At 62.5% G+C, this 21,090-nt stretch carries 19 protein-coding genes and 1 pseudogene; 10 read left to right on the forward strand and 10 right to left on the reverse strand.

Features of this window, described 5'->3' with window-relative positions; translation table 11 throughout:
• Window positions 1-275: pseudogene (locus N436_RS20690) on the forward strand (IS110 family transposase); the annotation flags it as partial.
• Window positions 276-352: 77 nt separating this feature from the next.
• Here N436_RS20690 and N436_RS20695 read toward each other — a convergent pair.
• The 7 genes from N436_RS20695 to N436_RS20725 all read right to left on the reverse strand — a co-directional run bounded on the left by N436_RS20695 (window position 353) and on the right by N436_RS20725 (window position 5,946).
• On the reverse strand, window positions 353-1,252 hold the full coding sequence (locus N436_RS20695) for a transporter (RefSeq protein WP_177410319.1): 900 nt from the start codon (window positions 1,250-1,252) through the stop codon (window positions 353-355).
• A gap of 75 nt (window positions 1,253-1,327) precedes the next feature.
• Window positions 1,328-2,389, reverse strand: a complete 1,062-nt coding sequence (locus N436_RS20700; protein WP_060497194.1) for an NADH:ubiquinone reductase (Na(+)-transporting) subunit F — start codon at window positions 2,387-2,389, stop codon at window positions 1,328-1,330.
• 11 nt (window positions 2,390-2,400) lie between these two features.
• Window positions 2,401-2,760 (reverse strand): phenol hydroxylase subunit P4, encoded by a 360-nt coding sequence (locus N436_RS20705; RefSeq protein WP_016714637.1) that lies wholly within the window; start codon window positions 2,758-2,760, stop codon window positions 2,401-2,403.
• A gap of 64 nt (window positions 2,761-2,824) precedes the next feature.
• Window positions 2,825-4,339 (reverse strand): aromatic/alkene/methane monooxygenase hydroxylase/oxygenase subunit alpha, encoded by a 1,515-nt coding sequence (locus tag N436_RS20710; protein ID WP_104834531.1) that lies wholly within the window; start codon window positions 4,337-4,339, stop codon window positions 2,825-2,827.
• Window positions 4,340-4,371: 32 nt separating this feature from the next.
• On the reverse strand, window positions 4,372-4,641 hold the full coding sequence (locus tag N436_RS20715) for an MmoB/DmpM family protein (protein WP_019097310.1): 270 nt from the start codon (window positions 4,639-4,641) through the stop codon (window positions 4,372-4,374).
• Complete coding sequence (locus N436_RS20720; RefSeq protein ID WP_110741833.1) at window positions 4,638-5,633, reverse strand: aromatic/alkene monooxygenase hydroxylase subunit beta; 996 nt, start codon at window positions 5,631-5,633, stop codon at window positions 4,638-4,640. The genes N436_RS20715 and N436_RS20720 overlap by 4 nt, the downstream gene beginning before the upstream one ends.
• 55 nt (window positions 5,634-5,688) lie before the next feature.
• Window positions 5,689-5,946 (reverse strand): phenol hydroxylase subunit, encoded by a 258-nt coding sequence (locus N436_RS20725; protein ID WP_110741834.1) that lies wholly within the window; start codon window positions 5,944-5,946, stop codon window positions 5,689-5,691.
• 374 nt (window positions 5,947-6,320) lie between these two features.
• On the opposite strand from N436_RS20725, the gene N436_RS20730 reads away from it, so the two are divergent.
• A complete protein-coding gene (locus N436_RS20730; RefSeq protein WP_110741835.1) occupies window positions 6,321-7,997 on the forward strand; it encodes a sigma-54-dependent Fis family transcriptional regulator in 1,677 nt (558 codons plus the stop codon).
• A gap of 45 nt (window positions 7,998-8,042) precedes the next feature.
• On the opposite strand, the gene N436_RS20735 is transcribed toward N436_RS20730, so the two are convergent.
• From N436_RS20735 to N436_RS20745, 3 genes are all read right to left on the reverse strand, one after another.
• Window positions 8,043-8,639: a DUF6708 domain-containing protein gene (locus tag N436_RS20735; RefSeq protein ID WP_256590000.1), complete on the reverse strand. Its 597-nt coding sequence runs from the start codon at window positions 8,637-8,639 to the stop codon at window positions 8,043-8,045.
• A 226-nt stretch (window positions 8,640-8,865) separates the two neighbouring features.
• A complete protein-coding gene (locus N436_RS20740) occupies window positions 8,866-12,084 on the reverse strand; it encodes a T6SS effector BTH_I2691 family protein (RefSeq protein WP_110741836.1) in 3,219 nt (1,072 codons plus the stop codon).
• A 278-nt stretch (window positions 12,085-12,362) separates the two neighbouring features.
• On the reverse strand, window positions 12,363-12,764 hold the full coding sequence (locus tag N436_RS20745; RefSeq protein ID WP_110741837.1) for a hypothetical protein: 402 nt from the start codon (window positions 12,762-12,764) through the stop codon (window positions 12,363-12,365).
• Between the two features lie 211 nt (window positions 12,765-12,975).
• On the opposite strand from N436_RS20745, the gene purU reads away from it, so the two are divergent.
• The 8 genes from purU to N436_RS20785 all read left to right on the forward strand — a co-directional run bounded on the left by purU (window position 12,976) and on the right by N436_RS20785 (window position 21,090).
• A complete protein-coding gene (purU, locus tag N436_RS20750; protein WP_110741838.1) occupies window positions 12,976-13,842 on the forward strand; it encodes a formyltetrahydrofolate deformylase in 867 nt (288 codons plus the stop codon).
• Window positions 13,839-14,750, forward strand: a complete 912-nt coding sequence (gene folD / locus N436_RS20755) for a bifunctional methylenetetrahydrofolate dehydrogenase/methenyltetrahydrofolate cyclohydrolase FolD (RefSeq protein WP_110741839.1) — start codon at window positions 13,839-13,841, stop codon at window positions 14,748-14,750. Before purU ends, folD begins: the two co-directional genes overlap by 4 nt.
• Window positions 14,732-15,973, forward strand: a complete 1,242-nt coding sequence (locus tag N436_RS20760) for an FAD-dependent oxidoreductase (protein WP_105948714.1) — start codon at window positions 14,732-14,734, stop codon at window positions 15,971-15,973. Before folD ends, N436_RS20760 begins: the two co-directional genes overlap by 19 nt.
• A 12-nt stretch (window positions 15,974-15,985) precedes the next feature.
• Window positions 15,986-16,291 (forward strand): sarcosine oxidase subunit delta, encoded by a 306-nt coding sequence (locus tag N436_RS20765; RefSeq protein ID WP_028613225.1) that lies wholly within the window; start codon window positions 15,986-15,988, stop codon window positions 16,289-16,291.
• A complete protein-coding gene (locus tag N436_RS20770; RefSeq protein WP_110741840.1) occupies window positions 16,288-19,191 on the forward strand; it encodes a 2Fe-2S iron-sulfur cluster-binding protein in 2,904 nt (967 codons plus the stop codon). Before N436_RS20765 ends, N436_RS20770 begins: the two co-directional genes overlap by 4 nt.
• A 3-nt stretch (window positions 19,192-19,194) precedes the next feature.
• Window positions 19,195-19,800 (forward strand): sarcosine oxidase, encoded by a 606-nt coding sequence (locus N436_RS20775; protein WP_110741841.1) that lies wholly within the window; start codon window positions 19,195-19,197, stop codon window positions 19,798-19,800.
• 118 nt (window positions 19,801-19,918) lie between these two features.
• Entirely contained in the window at window positions 19,919-20,341 is a 423-nt protein-coding gene (locus N436_RS20780; RefSeq protein ID WP_105948717.1) for a nuclear transport factor 2 family protein, read from the forward strand.
• Window positions 20,338-21,090 carry an SDR family oxidoreductase gene (locus tag N436_RS20785; RefSeq protein WP_110741842.1) on the forward strand — a complete coding sequence of 251 codons (753 nt, stop codon included), beginning with the start codon at window positions 20,338-20,340 and terminating at the stop codon, window positions 21,088-21,090. The genes N436_RS20780 and N436_RS20785 overlap by 4 nt, the downstream gene beginning before the upstream one ends.

The raw sequence follows: 21,090 nt of genomic DNA on the forward strand, positions 1-21,090 counted from the left end.
CAGCTCAAGCACTCAAGCAGGCTGCATCCAATGCTCGTAATGACAAGGGTTTCATTGGTGCATCGCACCGAGCCAGGCTGACTCGAATGGATACCAGCTGCGCCATCAAAGCCACTGCCCACCAGTTGGCACGACTGGTGTACAACCTGCTAACCAAGAAACAGGCTTATGTCGAAAAAGGTCTTGAGGAATTCGAAGCCAGGAGCCAAGACCGACAGGTCCGGGCTTTGCTTCGCAAAGCCCGGAAACTGGGGTACCAACTGGTGGCTGCCTGAGTGCTTAAAAAACAGTGGGTTGCATTTTGTTTGATGAGAGCTGGCTTGCCGGCGATGGGCTGCGCAGCAGCCCCCTTTCAGAATGGCAAGGTCAGCTTCAACCAGTAGGCATCACCCTGGGCGCGGTTGCGCACTTCGGTTTCCTTCGACCACTTCGCCGTCACGAACCAGCCATCCTTGCCGCTGTACTTGATCGACGGGCCGATGGCAAAGCTGCGCCCCTTGTTGTCTTCGATACGCTCACCGTCCTGGCGGTCGTCAGTCGTCTGCCGGTAGTAATACCCCCCTACCCCCAGCACCCAGCCATTGCCAAGCCCCCATCCCACGGCATAGTCCACATGAAACTCCTGCCCCGAACGGTAATCGGTGGCCGGGTTGCGCCGGTTGAAGTCGTACATCACCTTGGCATCCAGGTTGAGCCCGGCCGGGTCGATGTAGCTCATTGCGTACACCGGCTCGAACACCCAGTAATTGCGCCCGGGGTTGGCCAGGTCGTTCTTGTCGTAGCGCCCGGTGGGGGCAATCATGTCGAAGGCCAGGATGCTGTGGAACTTGTCACTGTGGTGAAAGCCCAGCGCCGGGCCGAAGATCACGTCGCCCAGGCCGCTGTTATGCTGCGACTGGCCGTTGAGCGATACCTTCAGGTCTACCAACGGCACGATGGCATGCAACGCCAGGCTGCCACCCAGCACGGTGTAATCGCTTACCCAGATCAACCGCGGCACAATGGCATTGGCGCGTACACGAAAGTCCACCGGCAGTTTGCGCCCGTCGTTGCCACGCAGGTTGTCGGCTTCGTAGTGGTTGACGAACAGCTGGCCATAAAAACCCGGTGGTGGCATGGCGCCGGACATGTAGTTTTCGGCACCGAGCGGGTAGGACGTGCCGCCGCCTTCGGTTGCATGGGACAGGTTGGCAGCGCCGAACAACGAGGCGCACACGGCAAGGCGCAGCAGGTTTGCAAGGGTCGGGGTCATCGGGTCAACCTTTTTTGTTGTTATCGGTCGGGTGCACGCCAGCCCCCTGTGGCCAGGGAGCCAGGCGTCAAAGGGTCAGATGCGTTTGAACAGCGCCGAACGCTGGCCTTCAGAGGCCCCATCAGCGGCGCTGTAGAAGCGCTCCATGAAGATGTCACGCTCGAACAGGCGGCCCTGCATCAGGCAGGTGATGGCCGCGTCGATCATCGGTGGCGGGCCGCACAGGTAGGCTTTGTGGCCGTTGAAGCGGCCCTCGAAATGCTGCCTGGCGGCGTCGTGCACGTAACCGCGCACACCCTGCCACTGTGCGTCTTCGGCAGCCTGGCTGAGGGCTGGCACATAGCTGAAGTTGGCATGGCGGGCAGCCAGCGCTTCGAACAGTTCGCGGTTGTACAGCTCGGCACGGGTACGGGCGCCCTGGAACAGGGTGATGCGGCGGGTATCACCACGCGCCAGCAAGTCGAGAATCATCGATTGCGGGCTGGAAAGCCCCGAGCCGCCAGCGATGAAAATCAGGTCGCCCGGTTGGGAGCTGCGCACGAAAAACTGCCCGTACGGGCCGGACAGCGCCAGCGCGTCGCCCACCTTGAGCTGCTGGTGAATGTACCCGGTGGCCACGCCGCCTTCCACCAGGCGCACATGCAGTTCCACCTCGTCCGCCTGCTGGGGCGGGTTGGCCAGGGAAAATGCGCGACTGCCTTCAATGCCAGGCAGTTGCAGGTTCACATACTGCCCGGCCTGGAAGGCCATCGGCCGGTCGAGTTTCAGGTGCACGCCGCGAATGGTCGGTGACAGTTCGACCAGCCGAGTGACTACGGCGTGGTAGTCCTGCACCGGCAGGCCGGCGAAGTCCGGGTCGACGTCGATGTCGGCCTCGATGACCAGGTCGCTCTGCGGGATGGCGCAACAAGCCAGCACCTTGCCCTCGTCGCGTTCCATGTCCATCAGGGCGAAGGACGAAGCGGCACCGAGGTCGACCTCGCCTTCCAGTACTTGGCACTTGCAGGTGGCGCAGGTGCCGTGGCCACAGGCAAACGGCAACCACACGCCTTGGCGCAAGGCTGCTTCGAGGATGGTCTGCCCCTCCTCTACTTCAATCTGTTCGCCAGTGGGTTCGATGGTGACTTGATAGCTCATGGCGGCATTCCTCAGTTGTGGCTGCCGCCCAGGCCTTCAAGGCCGGGGGTGTGCAGGTGCAGCAGGCTTTTGTGGGTGATGCCGTTGGCTGCCAGTCCTCGGGCCAGGTCGGGCGTGAAGGGCTGCTCATCCAGGCGCCACCGTGCAGTGGCGAAGTCCACCTGGGCAGCATCCGGGTGCAGGGCAATGGCCGGCTTGACCACCTGCTCGATGAAAGCGGCAAAGGGCAGCGCCGGGTCCACCGGCAGGGTGAACGGAGCGCAGAACAGCAGGTGGTTTTCCCAGCACAGGTACACCAGCTGGGCGCCGTGGAAGTTGGCCTGGCGGTCCAGGGGCTGGGCAGTGTAGGTGCCGATGGCGGTCACGGGCATGGTGTTGTTCCTCTTGTTCTTGTAGGGCCAGGGCGCGTCAACGGCGCCCTGGTGGTTCGGTGGCTCAGCCGGCCTTGCGCCCGGTGCCTTGCAAGGCCTGCCAGCGCTGCTGTTCGGGCGAACCCTGGTACTCGAAGTTGTCCTGCCCGGGGTCGATGTTGTAGTAGTCGCGCACCACCGCCTCGACATCGCCGCCACCGCAGTTGCCCTGCAGGATCTGATGCACCGGCAGCCAGGCCTGCACGTACTTGTCCGGCTCGAAGGCGAAGATGTCGCAGCAGCCATCGGAGCAGAAGTGGTAGCGCTCGCCCTCATGCACCAGGCTGCGGTGGCTCAGTTGCGTGGGCGCATCCGGCTCGGTGAAGGCCAGCGGGATCTGGCAGATCTGGCACAGCATCGGCAGCGTCGGGTTGTAAAAGCGCTCACCGCGCGCCTGCAGCTCGCGCCAATGCTCGTAGCGCGGCCGGTAGTAGCGGTCGAAGGTGTCCGGGTACTTGGCCGACAGCCAGTCCAGCTCCTCGTCGGTGGGGATCCAGGTGTGGAAGTTGGTGGCCTGGCTGTACTGGTAGAAGATCGACCAGGCCTGGTGGCTGATATGCTCCTTGCCGATGGTGGTCTGCTCGACGTACTTCGGCGGGCGGATACCGTAGCGCTCCAGGTCCTTGAACAGCGCGCCACCGGCCTGCTCGAAGTACACCTCCCAGGCTTCGGCCCAGGACATCACCTTGTTGGGCAGCATGTAGTCCATCATCATCCCTACCAGGGTCAGCAGCCGGTAACCGCGCCAGAACCACTTGTCGATCCAGCGCTGCACGATGGGCACGTTGTCCTCGTGTTGCTCCAGCAGGAACTTGATCACCTCCAGGCCCAGGGTCATGTGCCGGGCTTCGTCGGACTGCGCCGAGAAGCCGAAGGTGACCGTGGCCATGTCGCCGTTGAACGCGGCACCCGACATGAACGGCACGAACAGCAAGTTGGTCAGCACATACTCGAACGAGAACGAGATGGCGGTGAGGAACTCGAACGGGCCGGCTGTGCGCGCATCCTCGAAGAACGACTTGGGCACCGACAGGAACCACACCCGGTCGTGCATGTGGGCGAAGTCGTGCAGGCCGTTGAAGTGCTTGTTGTAGTGGCTCATGGCGTGCACCTGGGTCTGCACGTGGCGCAGTTCGTCGATGGCCTGCATCTGGCAGGCCACCCGTGCGCCGGCGCCACCAAAGTGCCGGCCGACACGGGCGAAGCCCTGGTAGGCCTGGTACTCCAGCGGAGTGACGCCGCTCAGGAACAGTTTCAGGGCGTTGACGTAGCGGGCGTCAGAGATGTTCTGGTGGCCGTTGTTCTGGGCGAAGGCATCGAAGATGGCGTACAGCTTCTTCTCTTTCTCGGCCTGGTACTTCCAGTAGGCGTCCATGGTCAGGCGGAACGGGTCTTCCCACTTGTCCCAGTCAGTGATCTTGATGCCCTCGAACCGCTCGTAGGGGTAGATGGCGTCTTTGCTCTGGTAACTCGGTTCCCAGCCCAGGTCGCGGGTCAGGCAGCGGTACTTGTCTTTCTGGTTGAGGCGTTTGGCGGCCATGGTGGTCTCCCTTGTTCTTGTCGTTGTGCGGATCAGTTCCAGTGCAGGGCGAAGCAGTCTTCGTCTTCCTCGACGTTGCCGCCGAGGGTGATCACGTCGATCAGCATTTCCTGCACGTCCCATTCACGGCCGATCTTTTCTTCCACCGTGGCGCGGTGAATCTCCAGGCGCCCTTCGGCCTGCACGCGGATCATCGCCGGCTGGTGCTGCACCTGGGCATGCGGGTTGTCCTGGGTGATGGCCTCGACGATGTAGCGGGCGCTGTCGTTGTCCTGAAAGGCGATGTACACGAGGGAAGTCATGCGGCGTCTCCACTGAGGCCCAGTTTTTTCAGGCGTGCGCCAAAGGCGCTGTCACAAGCATCCAGCGCGTCACGGCCTGGGCCGGCCTCGGCCAGCGGTAGCAGCGCTTGCACGGCACGGCTGCGCCATTCACATACCCAGCCTTCGATCAACTCACGGTTGTATGGGCTTTCGGCTGCGGCGGTTTTGACCAGCGCATCGACCCAGCGCTGGCTTTCGGCAAACCACAGGCGCATGAACTCGGTGAGCATGCCCAGCTGCCCTGCCCCAATGGCCACCAGCTGCGCATCGAAGTGCTCGAACAACAGCGGATACAGCAGGCCGTCGCTGACCAGGTTCTGCGCCAGGCTCAGCTCGAACCAGTCACGCACCACCAGGCTGTCCTCCACATAGCGGCGCAGCCCTTGCCAGGCCGGCTCGTCCAGCCAGCGCTGCCTGGCTTCGGCCAACAGCGCCAGGCCGTCGTCTTCCAGCAGCAGGCCGATGCGTGACAGGTACTGGGCAATGGCCAGCCGGTCCATGGCGTGGAACATGTGCATCTGGGTGACGCTGGTGCCGAAGGCGTCAGCAGCGATGCCGCTGTTGTTCATGTTGGCGCCCAGTTCGGCGTGACGCAGCGGCAGCAGCAGGCGCGCGACCAAAGCACGGGTTTCGACCGGCAGGCTGGCCAGCAGCTCACGCTTTTCGCAGAAGGCAAAACTGTGCTCGGCGTTTTCCTGCATGCGTGCCCGGGCTTGCACGTAGGCGCCGTAGTAGTACTGGCGCGGGTCGCTGACGGCGTACCAGTCAGCCATCTGCACGGCGGTACGGCTGGGGTCGTTGAGCAGCTTGTCCGGCTGCCACAGCGGGCGGTAGTGGAAGTTGGTGGCGGCCTCGATGTCGAAGCTGGCTTCCTGGTAGCGGCTGGCCGGCTTGTCACCGAAACGGCGGCGGGTGTGGCTGAAGGTCTGGCGGATCGGCTCGACCGTGGCCGTCTTGATCTCGATACTCATGCAAGGCGTCCTGTACTTGTTGTTGTGGGGATGCAATGCGCCGGCAGGCGGCGCTTCAATCGTCCGCGTCGCGGCTTTCGCCATAGCGCCACTTGCGCATGTCGGCATCGACGGCAGCGGCCATCGCAGCGTCCATGTGGCGCACCCGGTTGCTGGCGCAGAAGCTGGCGAAGGCCGTGCGCGGCAGGACCAGTTCGACGAACAGGTCCGGGTAACCGATGGCAAAGTCGAACTCGACGAAGGCGGCGTCCGGCTCGCTACGTACGCGGACGTAGCGCGGCATTTGCTCGAAGGTGGTGGTGGTTTGAGTCATGCACGGGTGCTCCGGTTGGACGTGCCAAGGGCTAGAGCAACGGCTGTGCCAGGCGCTTTGAAAGCGCCAAAAATGAAACCCAACCAATTGTTTTTAAAAGATTTTATTTTTCTTAAGCGTTAGCTTGAGGCAGCGCTATGCGCACGTTGCAGGCTGCCCGTTTGATCATTTGCTCAATCGCACCTGCGCCGTTTGAGCAAATGGCAAACGTCACCGGCGATTGACTTTTGCGCCGCTTTCAGGCGGTTTAGAAAAGAGAACGACCCGGGCCTTGCCTGCAGACTGCGGTCGTCCCGGCGTGACCAGCAAACCCGCCTTGCCTGAGCGGGTGCACGCCGATTCCCCATACAACTACAAACAAGGGGCGCAAGCGAATGATTACCCAGTACAGGGCGCCAGAACCTGCGCCGGCGCTGAAAGACCTGACCGAACGGGTACGGTTTGAAGGCACCGAAGGCAAGATCTGGCTGGACGAGCAGCGCATGCTGCTGGTGCAGGCCGCGACCATGGCCAGCATGCGCCGCGAGCTGATCGAAATGCTCGGCGTAGAGCGGGCCAAGGGCTTCTTCCTGCGCCTGGGCTACCAGTCGGGGCTGAAGGACGCCGAGCTGGCGCGCAAGCTGCGGCCCAATGGCAACCCGGTGGACATGTTCTTCATCGGCCCGCAACTGCATTCGCTCAAAGGCATGGTCAAAGTGCGCCCGCAGCAGCTGGAAATCGACCTGGACAACGGCCACTTCTACGCCGACATCGAATGGCAAGACTCCTTCGAGGTGGAAAACTGCCAGTCCGAAGCCCTGCATTCCGAGCAGCCGGTGTGCTGGATGCTGCTCGGTTACGCCATCAGCTACAGCTCGTTCTTCCTCGGCCGCCAGGTGCTGTACAAGGAGGTCAGTTGCCGTGGCTGCGGTGGCAGCGAATGCCGCATCATCGGCAAGCCGGTGGAGCAATGGGAGGATGCCGACACCTTCCTGCGCTACTTCCAGAGCGACCCGGTGATCGACGAACTGCAGTCGCTGCAGGTGCAGGTGGCCAACCTGCGCCAGCGCCTGCAGTACGAGTCGGGGCAGTTCTACGGCATCGGCCAGTCGGCGGTATACCGGCGCTGCTGCGCGCTCACCGACAAAGTTGCCCCTGGCAAGGCATCGGTGCTGTTGCTGGGCGAAACCGGGGTTGGCAAGGAAGTGATCGCCCGCAGCCTGCACCTGCGCAGCGAGCGTGCTGGCGCCGCGTTCGTGGCGCTGAACTGCGCGACCATACCGCCGGACCTGATCGAAGCCGAGCTGTTCGGCGTCGAGAAAGGCGCCTACACCGGCGCCCTGCAGGCACGCATGGGCCGCTTCGAACGGGCCAACGGCGGCACACTGTTCCTGGACGAGATCGTCGAGCTCACCCCGCGCGCCCAGGCCAGCCTGTTGCGTGTGCTGCAGGAAGGCGAACTGGAGCGCGTGGGTGACAGCCGCACGCGGCCGGTGGATGTACGGGTGATCGCCGCCACCCACGAAAACCTCGAACAGGCCGTGAAGGATGGGCGCTTCCGGGCCGACCTGTTCTACCGCCTGAACGTGTTTCCGGTGCACATCCCGGCACTGCGCGAGCGGCGCGAAGACATCCCGCTGCTGATCGAGCACTTCCTTGGCCGCCTGCACCACAGCTACGGCAAGAAAACCCGTGGGCTCAGCGACCGGGCGATGCAGGTATGCCTGCAATACGACTGGCCGGGCAACATCCGCGAACTGGAAAACCTCATGGAGCGCGGGGTGATCATCACCGATGAGAACCAGAGTATCGGCCTGGACGCGCTGTTTCCCCATTCGCCGCCGGCTACCGACAGCATTGGCTTGGGCAGCGATGGCCGGCTGGTGGCGGGCAGTGACCAGGCTTCGCCCGGCTGGGTGGCGCAGATTCTCGACAGCGGTACAGGCCTGGACGCCGTCGAGGCGGTACTGATGCAAGAGGCCATGCAGCGCTGTGGGCAGAACGTTTCCGAAGCCGCCCGCCTGCTCGGCATGACCCGCCCTGCCCTGGCCTACAGGCTGAAGAAGGGGTGAATCCACCGTAGCCATTTTTTTTGCAGAGGCCCTGTGCGAGCGATTCTAGCGGGTGCCATCCACTGCACCTTCTTCAGAGGGTGCAGTACGGGATTCGCGGTCTATGTCCGCTGGCCATTGAACCTTTGGCGCCAGGCAATGCATGTGGCTCAGGCCATCGTCATCGTTCCAGTCGCGGGGTGGGTGCACGAATTTGGGTAGGGCCTCAGGGCCTTGCTGCATGAAGAGCCGGGCGATAGCCCAGTAAGCCTTGCCTTGATCCAAGGTATGCGTGAAGAAGACACGGTCAATGACTTCATTGGTTTCGGGATTACGGACTGACAGCATGACGTTTTCGATCAGGCCCCCGTGGCCGGGGGCGTAGACGCGGTAGACCTCGGCGGTGACGTCGTCCCAGTTATGGGCGACCGGCTGGACGCCCCAGCGTTTGCGGCTGAACAGATAGATGTAATGGGATCTGTATTGATAGAAATAGATTTTTCGGCGTAGACGATTGAAGCGGATTGGTTCATCCCGTGGAAGCGTCAGGTCCAGTTTTATATAAAAAATACTGGCCCACAGCCCGATTGCAGACATCAACATCGCAAAAAGATCAAACACCCAGTCACGCGACAGTCCATCAACCAAATAAGTCCAGTACACGTATAAAACCAGAATGACACATGGTATTAAAATCGGAATACTGAATAACGCCACTACACCCCGCAAGCCAAAACTAGACCGAGGCAGCTCCAAATAGATATTGTTAAAGTTATTGGGCGAAGGCTTAATGCTTTCCGTTCCGTATGGGAGCATTGGAGTTTCATTAATTTGTGGTAGGTCGTGGCTCCAGCCTAGCGATCGCCCCCATAACACTCTAGCCTGAAATTTACTCACTCTCCCTCCTGTCACATATCTCTACATATGCACTTTCAATTGACCTGTCCGGCCAGTACATCACAACCAGTGTGGCTGCCACTATACTGTGCGCGCCTATGGTTGGATTTAGTTCCACAACCCCTGCTATATCCAACCATTGAATTTCGCCACCCCCAAAAATTGACTTCTGCGCTTTCTTTACAACAGCAATATCTCTTTTATAATCAGGATGAGGCGGCGGAGCAAAAGTAGAGAATACGGCATGTTTAGAAAGTGGTTCTATGTGATGAGCATGGTAATCTTCAGAGATTAACGTCTCTCCACCAAAGTATTCTGGAAATTCCCCATCACGGCCACGATGAACGATCAGGCTCCATCGGTACGCCGAGACATCATGCCTGTGCTGTGGCAATATAACTTGAAATTTTAGTTTCTGTTCCCTCTCCAGGCTAACCAATCCACCAATCCTTGGTGCACCAGGTTTATTCAAGAGATTCGCCTCGAAATGAAGCCTTGCCTGAACACCAAGCGTAGCAGCGTTAAGCTCTGCGAATGAAAGATCTGCATACTCAGGAGCATTCCAACGTACAATCGGATTTTCATCACCCTTCCCAAAGCAACAGCGTCTCACCCAGCGCTCCAGCGCAGTTGATTCATTTTCTTCTGCTCGTTTGCTTAAAGCGTATGCGCTCAGCGTCAGTATTACAGCTATACCTAAAGGGCCTATGAATAATGGATTGAACACCGCCCCCGCAAAAGCTAATGTACCCAATCCGAGGAGCGCAACGGACCATCGATATTGCGATAACGCTAAACTGTCTCCCGCTGCAGAAGCTCGCTTGGCGGCAGATATCGCTTGTGCAGTATCAAAAATCCCGGCTATTGAACTGAATAGGGCGCCGAACTTAACCAGCGCCACTCCAACTGCTGCCGTGCCTTGGGACCAGGGCGCCTTTATGTAGGTGGCACTGGATCGCATTGCCAGTCCGGCCAACTCAATCTGCCCGCCCAATATCCCCAGCAGCGAACCTTGCAACGCCAGCTTGGCCTCATGCGCCCTTGGCCCAATCTCTACCTCCACCTTTTCCTGGTTTCTGCTCAGGCTGTCGTGTTGCAAATACAATCCGCCTATCGCGAGCAACACTTCCCAACTGCTTGCCACACCCCGCAATCCGCTAAAGCCAGTCCGCACCAACTGCGCCGCTTGCTTGGAAGTAATGCGCATACCCTGCAACACCTTGCGGGCATTGGTCTCCAGCGTCCCTGCCGCCACCGAGATATCCACCAAGGCAATCTGTGCCGCACTGCTCGCCTGGGTCACCTTCATGTTGGCTCCCTCAAGCAGCCGGCCACGCACTTCTTCAGCCGTACCCTCCACCCACACCGTTACGCTGATCATGGTGTGGGTAAACCGTGGGTCGAGCACGGCAAGGCTCATCAGCCCGTGCTGCATGATCGGCCGCACCTTGTTCCAGGCCTTGGTTGAATGGAGGTCGAAGTCATCGATATTGCGATGCATCCGGTCCCTGGCCTCGGCAATCGAGGCATTGGCCTTGTGCTGCAACTCGCGCAAGTGGGCACTCTGCAGGGCGTAGTACTCGCCCAGCTTCATCTTCACTTCCAGCTCGATCAGGTGCACGCCGTTGTAGAGATACTGCGTCGCGCTGTTCAGGTGCCGCACAGCGTTCTGAATACCGGACGACAAGCAGGGTGCCAGGCGCTGGCTGGCGGCGTTGAGGGCACCCTGGGTTTCGGCAATGGCCTGCTTGAGGGTATTGCGCATGCGCAAACCGGCGTCATCGCTGCCGATGACCTTGCTCAGCATGCCGTAGAATTTGTCGCTGTCATTCCAGTTGATCACGTCGGTGGCGGAAAAGCTGGGCAGCAACCCGGCCAACAACGCACGGTCGCGCATCAGCAACGCGCGGTAAGGTGGACTGTCAGGGTCCTGTAGCCATTTCAGCCAGAGCGTTTCGCTGGTGCCGGCGGCGGGAGACGCATCGGGTGCCACGGCTTCGGTAATACCACCGCCCAGGCACAGGGCCATGGTCTTGGCATAGGCCACGCCGGACTCACGATGATCGCCGTCGTAGTCGTACTGCTCGGCCACCTTGAACATGGGCGTATCGAACAGCGCAACATAAGCACGCGCGTTCTTGTCGATGTAACCCTGAAACTCGACTTCCTGCTGGTCATACTCGGCCTGGAACGTTGCCCGTTTCGCTTCGTCGTAGCGTTCCTCCAGCCGCTCGTCACTCTCCAACTGCGCCCGCTCTACCAACCGCTGACGCTCCACCGTCGGGTCGATGAACACCGGTGGTCCGTCGCCGGTCACGGGCTCCAACGACGGCACCTTCTGCGCCGCCCACTCCCGGTGTGTGGCGCGAATGACTTGCAGGATTTGCGAGGTCTGCAGCTGGTAGGCCCGCATGGGGTCCTCGCGCCAGACCTGGCGCTTCACAACCCAGCTCAGCCGCTGATGGTTGAACTCCTGAATCAAGCCCACGGTATCGTCGAGCACCACCGCCAGCACACCGTTCTCCAGCTTGTGCCGGTTCATCGCGTTGACCAGGTATCCCTTCAAGGCAAACCGGCGCAGCCAGCGGGTATGGAAGCCATGCGCACTGTCGAACGGCGAGCACCCATACTGCGCGTATTCGAGAACCTCCTTGTCGACCTGCAAATTGTCGGGCGTCATGGCGATGCCCAGCAACTCGGGGTTGTGACGCGCCTGAGTCAGGTCTACCCCTTCGAAGCGATGGGCAGGCGCCTGGCCCTTCTTGTAGGCATCCAGCACACTTACCGGCCAAGGGTCGCTGGAGAAGGCCAGCCAGGCGCTGCCATAGCGGTCGGTGTCGATGTTGAGGAAGGACGAGGGAATGTCGTGGTTTTCATTCACGCACTTCTCGGGCAGCGATGCAGGCAGGCCCTCTGACGGTTCGTAGGGGTTGAAGCGGCGCAGATGGCCCTGCTCGCTCACTTCGTAGGCATGCCAGACCTGCTGGTCGAGCAGCACGTACAGGTAGCCCATGCGCAAGGTGCGCACGCCCAGCTTCGCCGAGACATGCAGGCTGCCGGCCACAGTGGTGAGGCCCTGCGGGCGGGTATCCGGCACCAGGGCGCGGCGCAGGGGCAGGATCGGCAGACCTTGCCGTTCACAGGCCATGCACTGGTCAGAAGGGAGCCCGGCTTCGGCTGTCGCAATGGCGATACGTTGACTGAGGGTCATAAGCGCCTCCCGATTTTTCGAAGGGAATCGATCAGGCAGCACCAGTGCGCTTCGAAATAGCGAGCAAGCAACAGAGGGGTATCGGTTGGGCCAGGCATGAAGGGGTCCTTGTCTTCCAGCGTGCTGAAGACAGGAACACTATCGGGGAATCAATTCTTCAAAGAGTCTGGCGCTTCCTAAACGGTTGTAGGATCCGTCTCTTTGGCACGTTTCCAGACATTTCCTGGGCAATAACCCGCAGCTACAGGGGCGACAGAGCGCTCACACCAGATTGACCGTCAGGTATCCCGCAGCAAGTCATGAGTATCGAGCAACCGGAAGGCCACCTGCGGGTTACGCTCCAGCCCGCGCCGGATTGCCGCCGGGATCGATTGCCGGGTCCTGCGGCACAGCCCTGGCTGGTCATCCAGCTCGATGACAATCCCACGCATGGTGCGCACTTCGTTGAACCCGGGGGCGATGTGCACACGGATGCCGAGATTGTCGTACATCCGTTGCTGCAGGCGTTGCAGGTCCTCCAGGTCCTTGAGGTTTTCCAGGCGATCGAGCAGGCGTTTCTCTTCCTGACGGGTCAGTAGCAGGATGCGCTGTGCGGCCTGCGGATGCTCGCCCAGATGTTCGCGGCCGCAGTCGCAGGCACCAGGGGGGCATGGTTGGCGCAAGGGGGGTGGCGTAGTCATGGAGCAAGCATAGCCCTACAAAGCGCCCTCAAAAAACTTTCCTGCCAGGATAAAAAATTTCACAAACCCCTGGACCGCCACCCCTCACTTCGCCTATAAATCGCCTAAAGGAAATTTATATTCCTACCAAGAAACACTACTTCGCCTGCTCGCGAAGCTTCTTTTGCCCTTGTGCCCGACCTGCCCCACTCCATCACGAGGCCTACCCGACATGCACCCCGCTCCCGATCACTTCATCCTGCGCGTCAGTTGCCCGGCCGTGTCCGGCATCGTCGCTGCGGTGACCACTTACCTGGCCGAGCACGGTTGCTACATCAGCGAGATGGCGCAGTTCGACGACGAGGACAACGGGCGCTTTTTCATGCGCGCAGTGTTCCGCTACAACACCGGCACCACAGGGGACACACCGCAGCTGGAGGCGGGCTTTGCCGACGTGGCCCAGCGCTTCGACATGCAGTGGAGCCTGCACAGCAGCGCCCGGCCGATGCGCGTGCTGCTGATGGTGAGCAAGTTCGACCACTGCCTGTCCGACCTGCTGTACCGGCATGCCAAGGGCGAGCTCGACATGCAGATCACCGCCGTGGTGTCCAACCACCTGGACCTGCGCCCCATGGCCGAGCGCCAGGGCATCCGCTTCGTCTACCTGCCCGTTACCAAGGAAACCAAGGCCGAACAGGAAGCCGCACTGTTGCGCATTGTCGAAGACACCGGCACCGAACTGGTGGTGCTGGCGCGCTACATGCAAATTCTGTCCGACGACCTGTGCCGCCAACTGTCAGGCCGGGCGATCAACATCCATCACTCGTTCCTGCCCGGTTTCAAAGGCGCCAAGCCCTACCACCAGGCCTACCAGCGCGGGGTCAAGCTGATCGGCGCCACCGCCCACTACGTGACCAGCGAGCTGGACGAAGGCCCGATCATCGAGCAGGAAGTGCAGCGCGTGGACCACGCCTACGCACCGGACGACCTGGTTGCCATCGGCCGTGACACCGAAACCATCGCCCTGTCCCGCGCCGTGAAATACCACCTTGAACACCGGGTATTCCTTAACCACGACCGCACGGTGATCTTCAAATGAACGCCATCCCCAGCGTCAAGCTGATCGACGGCAGGGCCACCGCAGCGCGGGTGCTGGCCGAGGTGCGCGAGCAGGTGCAGGAGCTGTGCCAGGGCGGCGTTCAACCAGGCCTGGCGGTGGTACTGGTAGGTGCCGACGCCGCCAGCCAGGTGTATGTGCGCAACAAGGTGCTGCGCGCCGACGAAGTAGGCATTCGTTCGCTGGAACATCGGCTGCCCGCCGACACCACCCTGGCCGAGCTGCTGACCCTGATCGACCGTCTCAACCGCGACAGCGCGGTAAACGGCATCCTCGTGCAACTGCCGCTGCCCGCGCACATCGACGCGCACCGCGTGTTGCAGGCCATCGACCCGCTGAAGGACGTGGACGGCTTTCACAGCGAAAACGTCGGTGGTTTGGCCCAGGGCCGCGATGTGCTTACCCCGTGCACGCCCAGTGGCTGCATGCGCCTGTTGCGCGACGCCTGTGGCGAGCTGCGCGGCAAGCATGCGGTGGTGGTGGGCCGCTCGAACATCGTCGGCAAACCCATGGCTGCCCTGCTGCTGCAGGCCGACTGCACGGTGACCGTGGTGCATTCGCGCAGCCAGGACCTGCCGGCGCTGTGCCGCCAGGCCGACATCCTCGTGGCCGCGGTAGGCAAACCGAAGCTGATCGGTGCCGACTGGCTGAAGCCCGGCGCGGTGGTGATCGACGTCGGCATCAACCGCATCGAAGAAGGCGGCCACAGCCGCCTGGTCGGCGATGTCGACTTCGCCGCCGCCCTGCCCCAGGTCGCCGGCATCACCCCAGTCCCAGGCGGCGTCGGCCCGATGACCATCGCCTATTTGATGAAAAACACCCTGCTCGCCCTCGACCTGCAGCAACAGGCCGCCCACCAGGAGCGCACCGCATGCCTTTCGCCCTGCTGAAATACGGCCTGAGCGCCGACTACCCGGTGGAGGTCGACCTGCCGCCACCGTGCGAACTCAAACCGCGCTATGACGTGGTGATCATCGGCGGCGGCGGCCACGGCCTGGCTATCGCCTACTACCTGGCCAGGTACCACGGCATCACCAATGTCGCCGTGCTGGAAAAGGCCTACCTGGGCGGCGGCAATACCGCACGCAACACGGCGGTGATCCGCTCCAACTACCTCACCAGCGAGGGCGTGCGCTTCTACGCAGAATCGGTGCGCATGTTCCAGAACCTGTCGAACGAGTTCGACTTCAACATCATGTATTCCGAGCGCGGCCAGCTCACGCTGGCGCATACCGACGCTACCGTACGCGCCTTCCGCCAGCGCGCCGAGGTCAACAAGCACTTCGGCGGCCGTACCGAAATGATCGACCGCCAACAGATTCGTGAACTGGTGCCCAGCCTCAACCTCGACCCCGGCCACCTCCCGGTGCTGGCTGGCCTGTGGCACATCGACGGCGCCACTGCACGCCACGACGCGGTGGCCTGGGGCTACGCCAAGCAGGCGGCCAAGCGGGGTGTGGAAATCCACCAACTGACCGAAGTGCAGGACCTGCTGATACGCAATGGCCGCATCGAAGCGGTGAAGACCAACCGTGGCACCGTGCAATGCGGCTGCGTGGTCCAGGCCGTGGCCGGTGCCAGTTCGGTGCTGATGGCCAAGGCCGGCATCCGTGCGCCGATCCACACCTACCCGTTGCAAGCCATGGTCACCCAGCCGTTCAAACCGTTTCTCGACCCGCTGGTCAGTTCGTCGGCGCTGCATTGTTATGTACAGCAGACCAGCCGGGGCGAAATCGTCTTTGGCGGCGGCTCCGACCCTTATCCGCTGTACAACACCCGCTCCACCCTCGACCTCAAGGAAAGCCTGCTGGCCCACGCCATCGAGATGTTCCCGTTCATGGCCAACGCCAAGCTGATGCGCCAGTGGGCCGGGATGACCGACATGACCCCGGACTACAGCCCGATCATGGGCCTGTCGCCGGTCGACAACTACTACCTGGACGCTGGTTGGGGCACCTGGGGCTTCAAGGCCACGCCCATCTGCGGCAAGACCATGGCCGAGCTGGTCGCCAGCGGCGGCAAAGTACCCGAAATGATCGCGCCCTTCGCCCTGGAGCGCTTCAGCCGCTTCCAGCAAGTGAACGAAATGGGCGCCACTGCGGCCAGCCACTAGGAGCACACGACGATGAAGATCCTGACCTGCCCCTTGAACGGCCCGCGCAACATCAGCGAGTTCACCTACGGCGGCGAGTTCAAGCACATGCCCGACCCGGCCAGTTGCAGCGATGCCGAGTGGGCCGACTATGTGTTCAACAGCGACAACCTGGCCGGGGTGGTGACCGAGTGGTGGCTGCACAACGCCTCCAGCTACTGGTTCCTGGCCGAGCGTCACACGGTTAGCGACCAGGTGCTGCGCACCTTCGACCCGAAAGCACTGTTCGACCGCCGCGTCGACTTCACCCCCGCCGCCACCCCGGAGATTGCCGGATGAACAGCCACACCCGCCTCCCCGCACCCATGGGCCTGCTGATCGACCGCGAGCGGCCTGTGCGCTTCCAGTTCGACGGCCAGGCCTGCGAGGGTTTTGCCGGTGACACCATTGCCAGCGCCCTGCTTGGCAATGGCCGCTGGCTGCTGTCGCGCTCGTTCAAATACCATCGCCCACGCGGCCCGCTGAGCATGGCCGGGCAAGATGCCAACACCCTGGTGCAGTTGCCCGAAGAACCCAACGTGCTGGCCGACCTGGAAGCTGCCCGCGACGGCCAGGTGGTCGAAGGGCAGAACTTCAACGGCAGCCTGCAGCATGACCGCGACGCCTACCTGGGCAAGTTCTCGCGCTTCATGCCGGTGGGCTTCTACTACCGCTCGTTCTACAAGCCCAAAGGCATGTGGAAAGTGTGGGAGCCGCTGATCCGCAAGAAAGCCGGCCTGGGTGTGCTCGACCTTGGCTTCAAGCCGCAGTATTACGACAAGGCCTATCTGTTCGTTGACGTGGCCGTTATCGGCGCCGGCCCGGCTGGCCTGCGTGCGGCCCTGGACGCAGCCAACGCCGGGGCCAAAGTGCTGCTGATCGAACAACAACCGGTGCTGGGCGGCTCGCTCACCTACGCCCGCTTCGACATCGCCGGCACCCGCGCCGCCAGCCTGCGCCAGGAACTGCTGGCCGCCGTCGAGGGCCACCCGAACATCCAGGTGCTGCTGGAGGCCACCTGCAACGGCTGGTTCACCGACAACTACCTGCCGGTAATTCAGCACAAGCGGCTATACAAGGTGCGCGCCACCCGTTGCCTGGTGGCAGCCGGCTCGTTCGACCAGCCGGTGGTGTTTCGCAACAACGACCTGCCGGGCGTGATGCTGACCAGCGCTGCCCAGCGGCTGATGAAGCTGTACGCGGTCAAACCGGGCCAGCGCGCGGTCATTCTCACCGGCCACGATGACGGCTACCTGGCCGCCCTCGACCTGCAGGAGCAAGGCGTGGCCGTAGCCGCCGTGGTCGACATGCGCGCCGCGCCGGCCGATGCCGCACTGGCTGCCGAGCTGAAGCGCCGCGATATCCCCGTGCACCTGGGCAGCACCGTGTATGAAGCCCTGCATGAAGCGGGCATGCGCCATGTCAGTGGCGTGGACATTCGCCCGATCACCGGCCAGGGCAAGGTCGGCCCGCACGGGCTGCGCCTGGCGTGCGACCTGCTGTGCATGTCGGCGGGCTACATGCCGGTGTACCAGTTGCTGTGCCAGGCCGGTGGCAAGCTGGCCTATGACGTCAACCGCGACGAATTCGCCATCAGCCATTTGCCGGCCGGGCTGGATATCGCCGGCTCGGTAAACGGTCGCCACGCGCTGGCCAACGTGCTGGCCGATGCCACACGCGGGGCCGCCGACGCGGCAACTGCGCTGGGCCTGCAAGCACCGGCGCAGTCGGTGTTCAGCGCCGAAGCCAAGGTCAATTTCCCTTGGCCGATTTTCCCCCACCCCAAAGGCAAGGATTTCGTCGACTTCGACGAAGACCTGCAAGTGCGCGACATCGTCAACGCTACCCGCAGCGGCTACCGTGACGTGCAACTGGTCAAACGTTTTTCCACGGTCGGCATGGGCCCGTCCCAAGGCCGCCACTCGGCGCTACCCACGGCGCGTCTGGTGGCCCAGGCCACCGGCCGCAGCATCAGCGAAACCGGAGTGACTACCGCCCGCCCACCGTTCCAGGCAGAAAAGCTGGCACATGTCGCCGGCCGTGCCTTCGACCCCTATCGGCAAACGCCCATGCACCGCCGTCACCTGCAAGCCGGGGCGAAGATGATGCCGGCCGGTATCTGGCAGCGCCCGGCTTATTACGGCAAACCCGAAGACCGCGAGCGCTGCATGCAGGAAGAAGCCCGCCATGTGCGCGAGAAGGTCGGCCTGATCGACGTGTCTACCCTGGGTGGCCTGGACGTACGCGGCCCGGACGCCGCCGAACTGCTGGAACGCCTGTACACCTTCGGCTTTGCCAAACTGGCCATCGGCCGCACCCGCTACGCACTGATGACCAGCGAACACGGTGTGGTGATCGACGATGGCGTTTGTGCGCGCCTGGGCGAGCAGCACTTCTATGTCACCGCCACCACCAGCGGCGTCGACCGCATCTATCAGCAGATGCTGAAGTGGAATGCGCAGTGGCGCCTGGACGTGGACATCACCAACGTCACCGCCGCCCTGGCTGCCGTCAACCTGGCCGGGCCGCTGTCGCGTCAGGTGCTGGCCAAGTTGTGTGACGATGTCGCGCTGTCGGCCGAGGCCTTCCCGTACCTGGGCGTACGGCAGGGCAAGGTGGCCGGCATCCCGGCGCGCATCCTGCGGGTCGGTTTCGTCGGTGAGCTGGGTTATGAAGTGCATGTGCCGGCGCGCCATGCCGAGCGCCTGTGGGACGCCCTGATGCAGGCCGGCGCGGGCCTGGGCATTCGCCCGTTCGGCGTCGAGACCCAACGCCTGCTGCGCCTGGAAAAAGGCCATGTGATCATCAGCCAGGACACCGACGGCATGACCCACCCCGCAGAGATCGACATGCAGTGGGCCATTGGCCGCAAGAAGCCGTTCTTCGTCGGCAAGCGCTCCATCGAAATCCTCGAAGCACAGCCGCTCAAGCGCAAGCTGGTCGGCTTCACCCTGCCCAAAGGCAGCCCACAGCCGCTGGAGGGGCACCTGGTGCTGGACGGACCGGACATCAGCGGCAACGTCACCTCCTGCGAGTACTCGCAAACCCTGGGGCAGATCATCGGCCTGGCCTATGCCGGCGCCCACCAGGCCACCCCCGGCATGCACATCCCGATCCGCGTGGAGGGCGGCGCGATGGTGCATGCCAAGGTGGTGCAACTGCCGTTCCACGACCCCGACAACCTGCGCCAGGAGCTCTGAACCATGACCAGTTTGCAAGCCAAAGCGTTTATCCTTCGCAGCCCGCGGGCCGAGCTGTTGCACGCCTGCGCGTTGACCGACCTGACCGAGGTGGCGCGGGTCGGCTTTCGCGGCGTCGACAGCGCCGCCTACCTGCAGCAACGTGGCTACCGGTTGCCGCAGCAGCCGAACCAGGCCGTGCGCCAGGACGACGGCGGCTGGGTAGCGCGGTTGTCGCACACCGAATACCTGCTGCTGGGCAGCCTGGCTGACGAAGGCACGCGGGTGGCCACCACAGAGGCCGAGTGGACGCAGGATGCCCAGCGTAACTACCTGCTGCCGCGCCAGGACAGCCATGCCTGGTTGCAGCTGTCGGGGGCGCATGGCAGCGCGGTAATGGCCAAGTTGTGCGGAGTCGACCTGCGTTTGCAGGCATTTCCCATCGGTGCCGTGGCGCAAACCTCTGCGGCGCGGATCAATGTGATCGTGGTGAATGTGGGGAGTGATGAGCAGCCGGCCTTGCAGTTGCTGTTCGATCGGGCGTCGTTGGCGTATTTCCGTGAGGCGGTGCTGGATGCGATGGATGAGTTCGATGGCGGGCTGATCGAGTTGGGCGCATTACCGGGTTGATAGCAGTCTGAACCTGTAGCCACCCGAAAAACTGTACAAAACATTTCTTTTGTATAGCTTTATACAGTGACCTGCACTATACCTTGTACAACAGCTTAGTTTTGTACAGGTATTGTGCATGTCCACCTACCTCCAGTACTTCGCCGAACGCTTTGCCACGCTCGATTCGCATAACCTCGACCTGCTGAACGACCTGTACAGCGAGGATGTCGCGTTCCGCGACCCACTGCACCAGCTCACAGGTCTTCGCGCACTGCGGGCCTATTTCGCCCAGTTGTACGCGAAGGTGCCTGACGTGCATTACCGGTTCGAAGGCACCGACGAACTGGCGCCGGGCCATGGCTACATCCGCTGGACCTTGCACTACCGCCACCCGCAACTCGCCCGCGGGCAACTGATCAGCCTGCAGGGTTGCAGCCACCTGCGCTGGCAGGAGCGGGTGCATTTTCACCAGGATTACTTCGATGCCGGCGCCCTGCTTTACGAGCATGTGCCCGTCATGGGCAGCGTGATTCGCTGGCTCAAAGGCAGGCTGGCATGAGCCGTTGCTGGCTGACCGGCGCCAGCAGCGGCATCGGCGCAGCCATGGCGTTGCAATTGCTGGAGCAAGGCCACCAGGTGGCGTTGGGGGCACGCCGGGCGGACAAGCTGGCCGCACTGGCCGCACAGTTTCCGGGCCAGGTATTGCTGACGGTGGGCGATGTCGACCAGCCAGGGGATGTGGCGCAGATGGCCGGGCAGATCGAGCAGGCCTGGGGCGCACTGGACCAGGTCATTCTCAATGCCGGCACCTGCGAATACCTGGAACCGGGGCACTTCGACCCGGCGCTGGTCGAGCGGGTAATGCGCACCAACCTGACCGGTACCAGCCTTTGCCTGGCCGCCGCCCTGCCCTTGCTGCGCCGTGGCCGGCAGCCGCACCTGGTGGTCATGGGCAGCTCGGTCAGCTGGCTGGCCTTGCCACGCGCAGGGGCCTATGGCGCGTCCAAGGCAGCCTTGCGCTACCTGGTCGAATCCCTGCGCATCGACCTGGCTGCCGAAGGCATCGACGTCACCCTGGTCAGCCCCGGTTTCGTCGACACGCCCCTGACACGCCGCAATGATTTCCCCATGCCCCAACTGTGGCGCGTCGAACGCGCCGCCGACCACATCATCACGCGCCTGCCGCGTCGCCCACTGGAGATTGTCTTCCCTGCCACCTTCACCCTGGTGCTGCGGTTGCTCGGCGCATTGCCGGCACGCCTGCGCCTCAGGCTGGGCCGCCATCTGGCGCGTCCCTCACAGGGCTGA

The organism is Pseudomonas sp. RV120224-01b (assembly GCF_003208145.1).
In the GTDB taxonomy this organism is placed as follows: Bacteria; Pseudomonadota; Gammaproteobacteria; order Pseudomonadales; family Pseudomonadaceae; genus Aquipseudomonas; species Aquipseudomonas monteilii.

Bases quoted from the DNA above. Each gene is read 5' to 3' on its own strand.
- N436_RS20705 (WP_016714637.1), bottom strand. From the start codon at position 2,760: ATGCCCGTGACCGCCATCGGCACCTACACTGCCCAGCCCCTGGACCGC.
- N436_RS20730 (WP_110741835.1), top strand. From the start codon at position 6,321: ATGATTACCCAGTACAGGGCGCCAGAACCTGCGCCGGCGCTGAAAGAC.
- N436_RS20715 (WP_019097310.1), bottom strand. From the start codon at position 4,641: ATGACTTCCCTCGTGTACATCGCCTTTCAGGACAACGACAGCGCCCGC.
- N436_RS20780 (WP_105948717.1), top strand. From the start codon at position 19,919: ATGTCCACCTACCTCCAGTACTTCGCCGAACGCTTTGCCACGCTCGAT.
- folD (WP_110741839.1), top strand. From the start codon at position 13,839: ATGAACGCCATCCCCAGCGTCAAGCTGATCGACGGCAGGGCCACCGCA.
- N436_RS20720 (WP_110741833.1), bottom strand. From the start codon at position 5,633: ATGAGTATCGAGATCAAGACGGCCACGGTCGAGCCGATCCGCCAGACC.
- purU (WP_110741838.1), top strand. From the start codon at position 12,976: ATGCACCCCGCTCCCGATCACTTCATCCTGCGCGTCAGTTGCCCGGCC.
- N436_RS20765 (WP_028613225.1), top strand. From the start codon at position 15,986: ATGAAGATCCTGACCTGCCCCTTGAACGGCCCGCGCAACATCAGCGAG.
- N436_RS20700 (WP_060497194.1), bottom strand. From the start codon at position 2,389: ATGAGCTATCAAGTCACCATCGAACCCACTGGCGAACAGATTGAAGTA.
- N436_RS20725 (WP_110741834.1), bottom strand. From the start codon at position 5,946: ATGACTCAAACCACCACCACCTTCGAGCAAATGCCGCGCTACGTCCGC.
- N436_RS20760 (WP_105948714.1), top strand. From the start codon at position 14,732: ATGCCTTTCGCCCTGCTGAAATACGGCCTGAGCGCCGACTACCCGGTG.
- N436_RS20745 (WP_110741837.1), bottom strand. From the start codon at position 12,764: ATGACTACGCCACCCCCCTTGCGCCAACCATGCCCCCCTGGTGCCTGC.
- N436_RS20785 (WP_110741842.1), top strand. From the start codon at position 20,338: ATGAGCCGTTGCTGGCTGACCGGCGCCAGCAGCGGCATCGGCGCAGCC.
- N436_RS20695 (WP_177410319.1), bottom strand. From the start codon at position 1,252: ATGACCCCGACCCTTGCAAACCTGCTGCGCCTTGCCGTGTGCGCCTCG.
- N436_RS20775 (WP_110741841.1), top strand. From the start codon at position 19,195: ATGACCAGTTTGCAAGCCAAAGCGTTTATCCTTCGCAGCCCGCGGGCC.
- N436_RS20770 (WP_110741840.1), top strand. From the start codon at position 16,288: ATGAACAGCCACACCCGCCTCCCCGCACCCATGGGCCTGCTGATCGAC.
- N436_RS20710 (WP_104834531.1), bottom strand. From the start codon at position 4,339: ATGGCCGCCAAACGCCTCAACCAGAAAGACAAGTACCGCTGCCTGACC.
- N436_RS20740 (WP_110741836.1), bottom strand. From the start codon at position 12,084: ATGACCCTCAGTCAACGTATCGCCATTGCGACAGCCGAAGCCGGGCTC.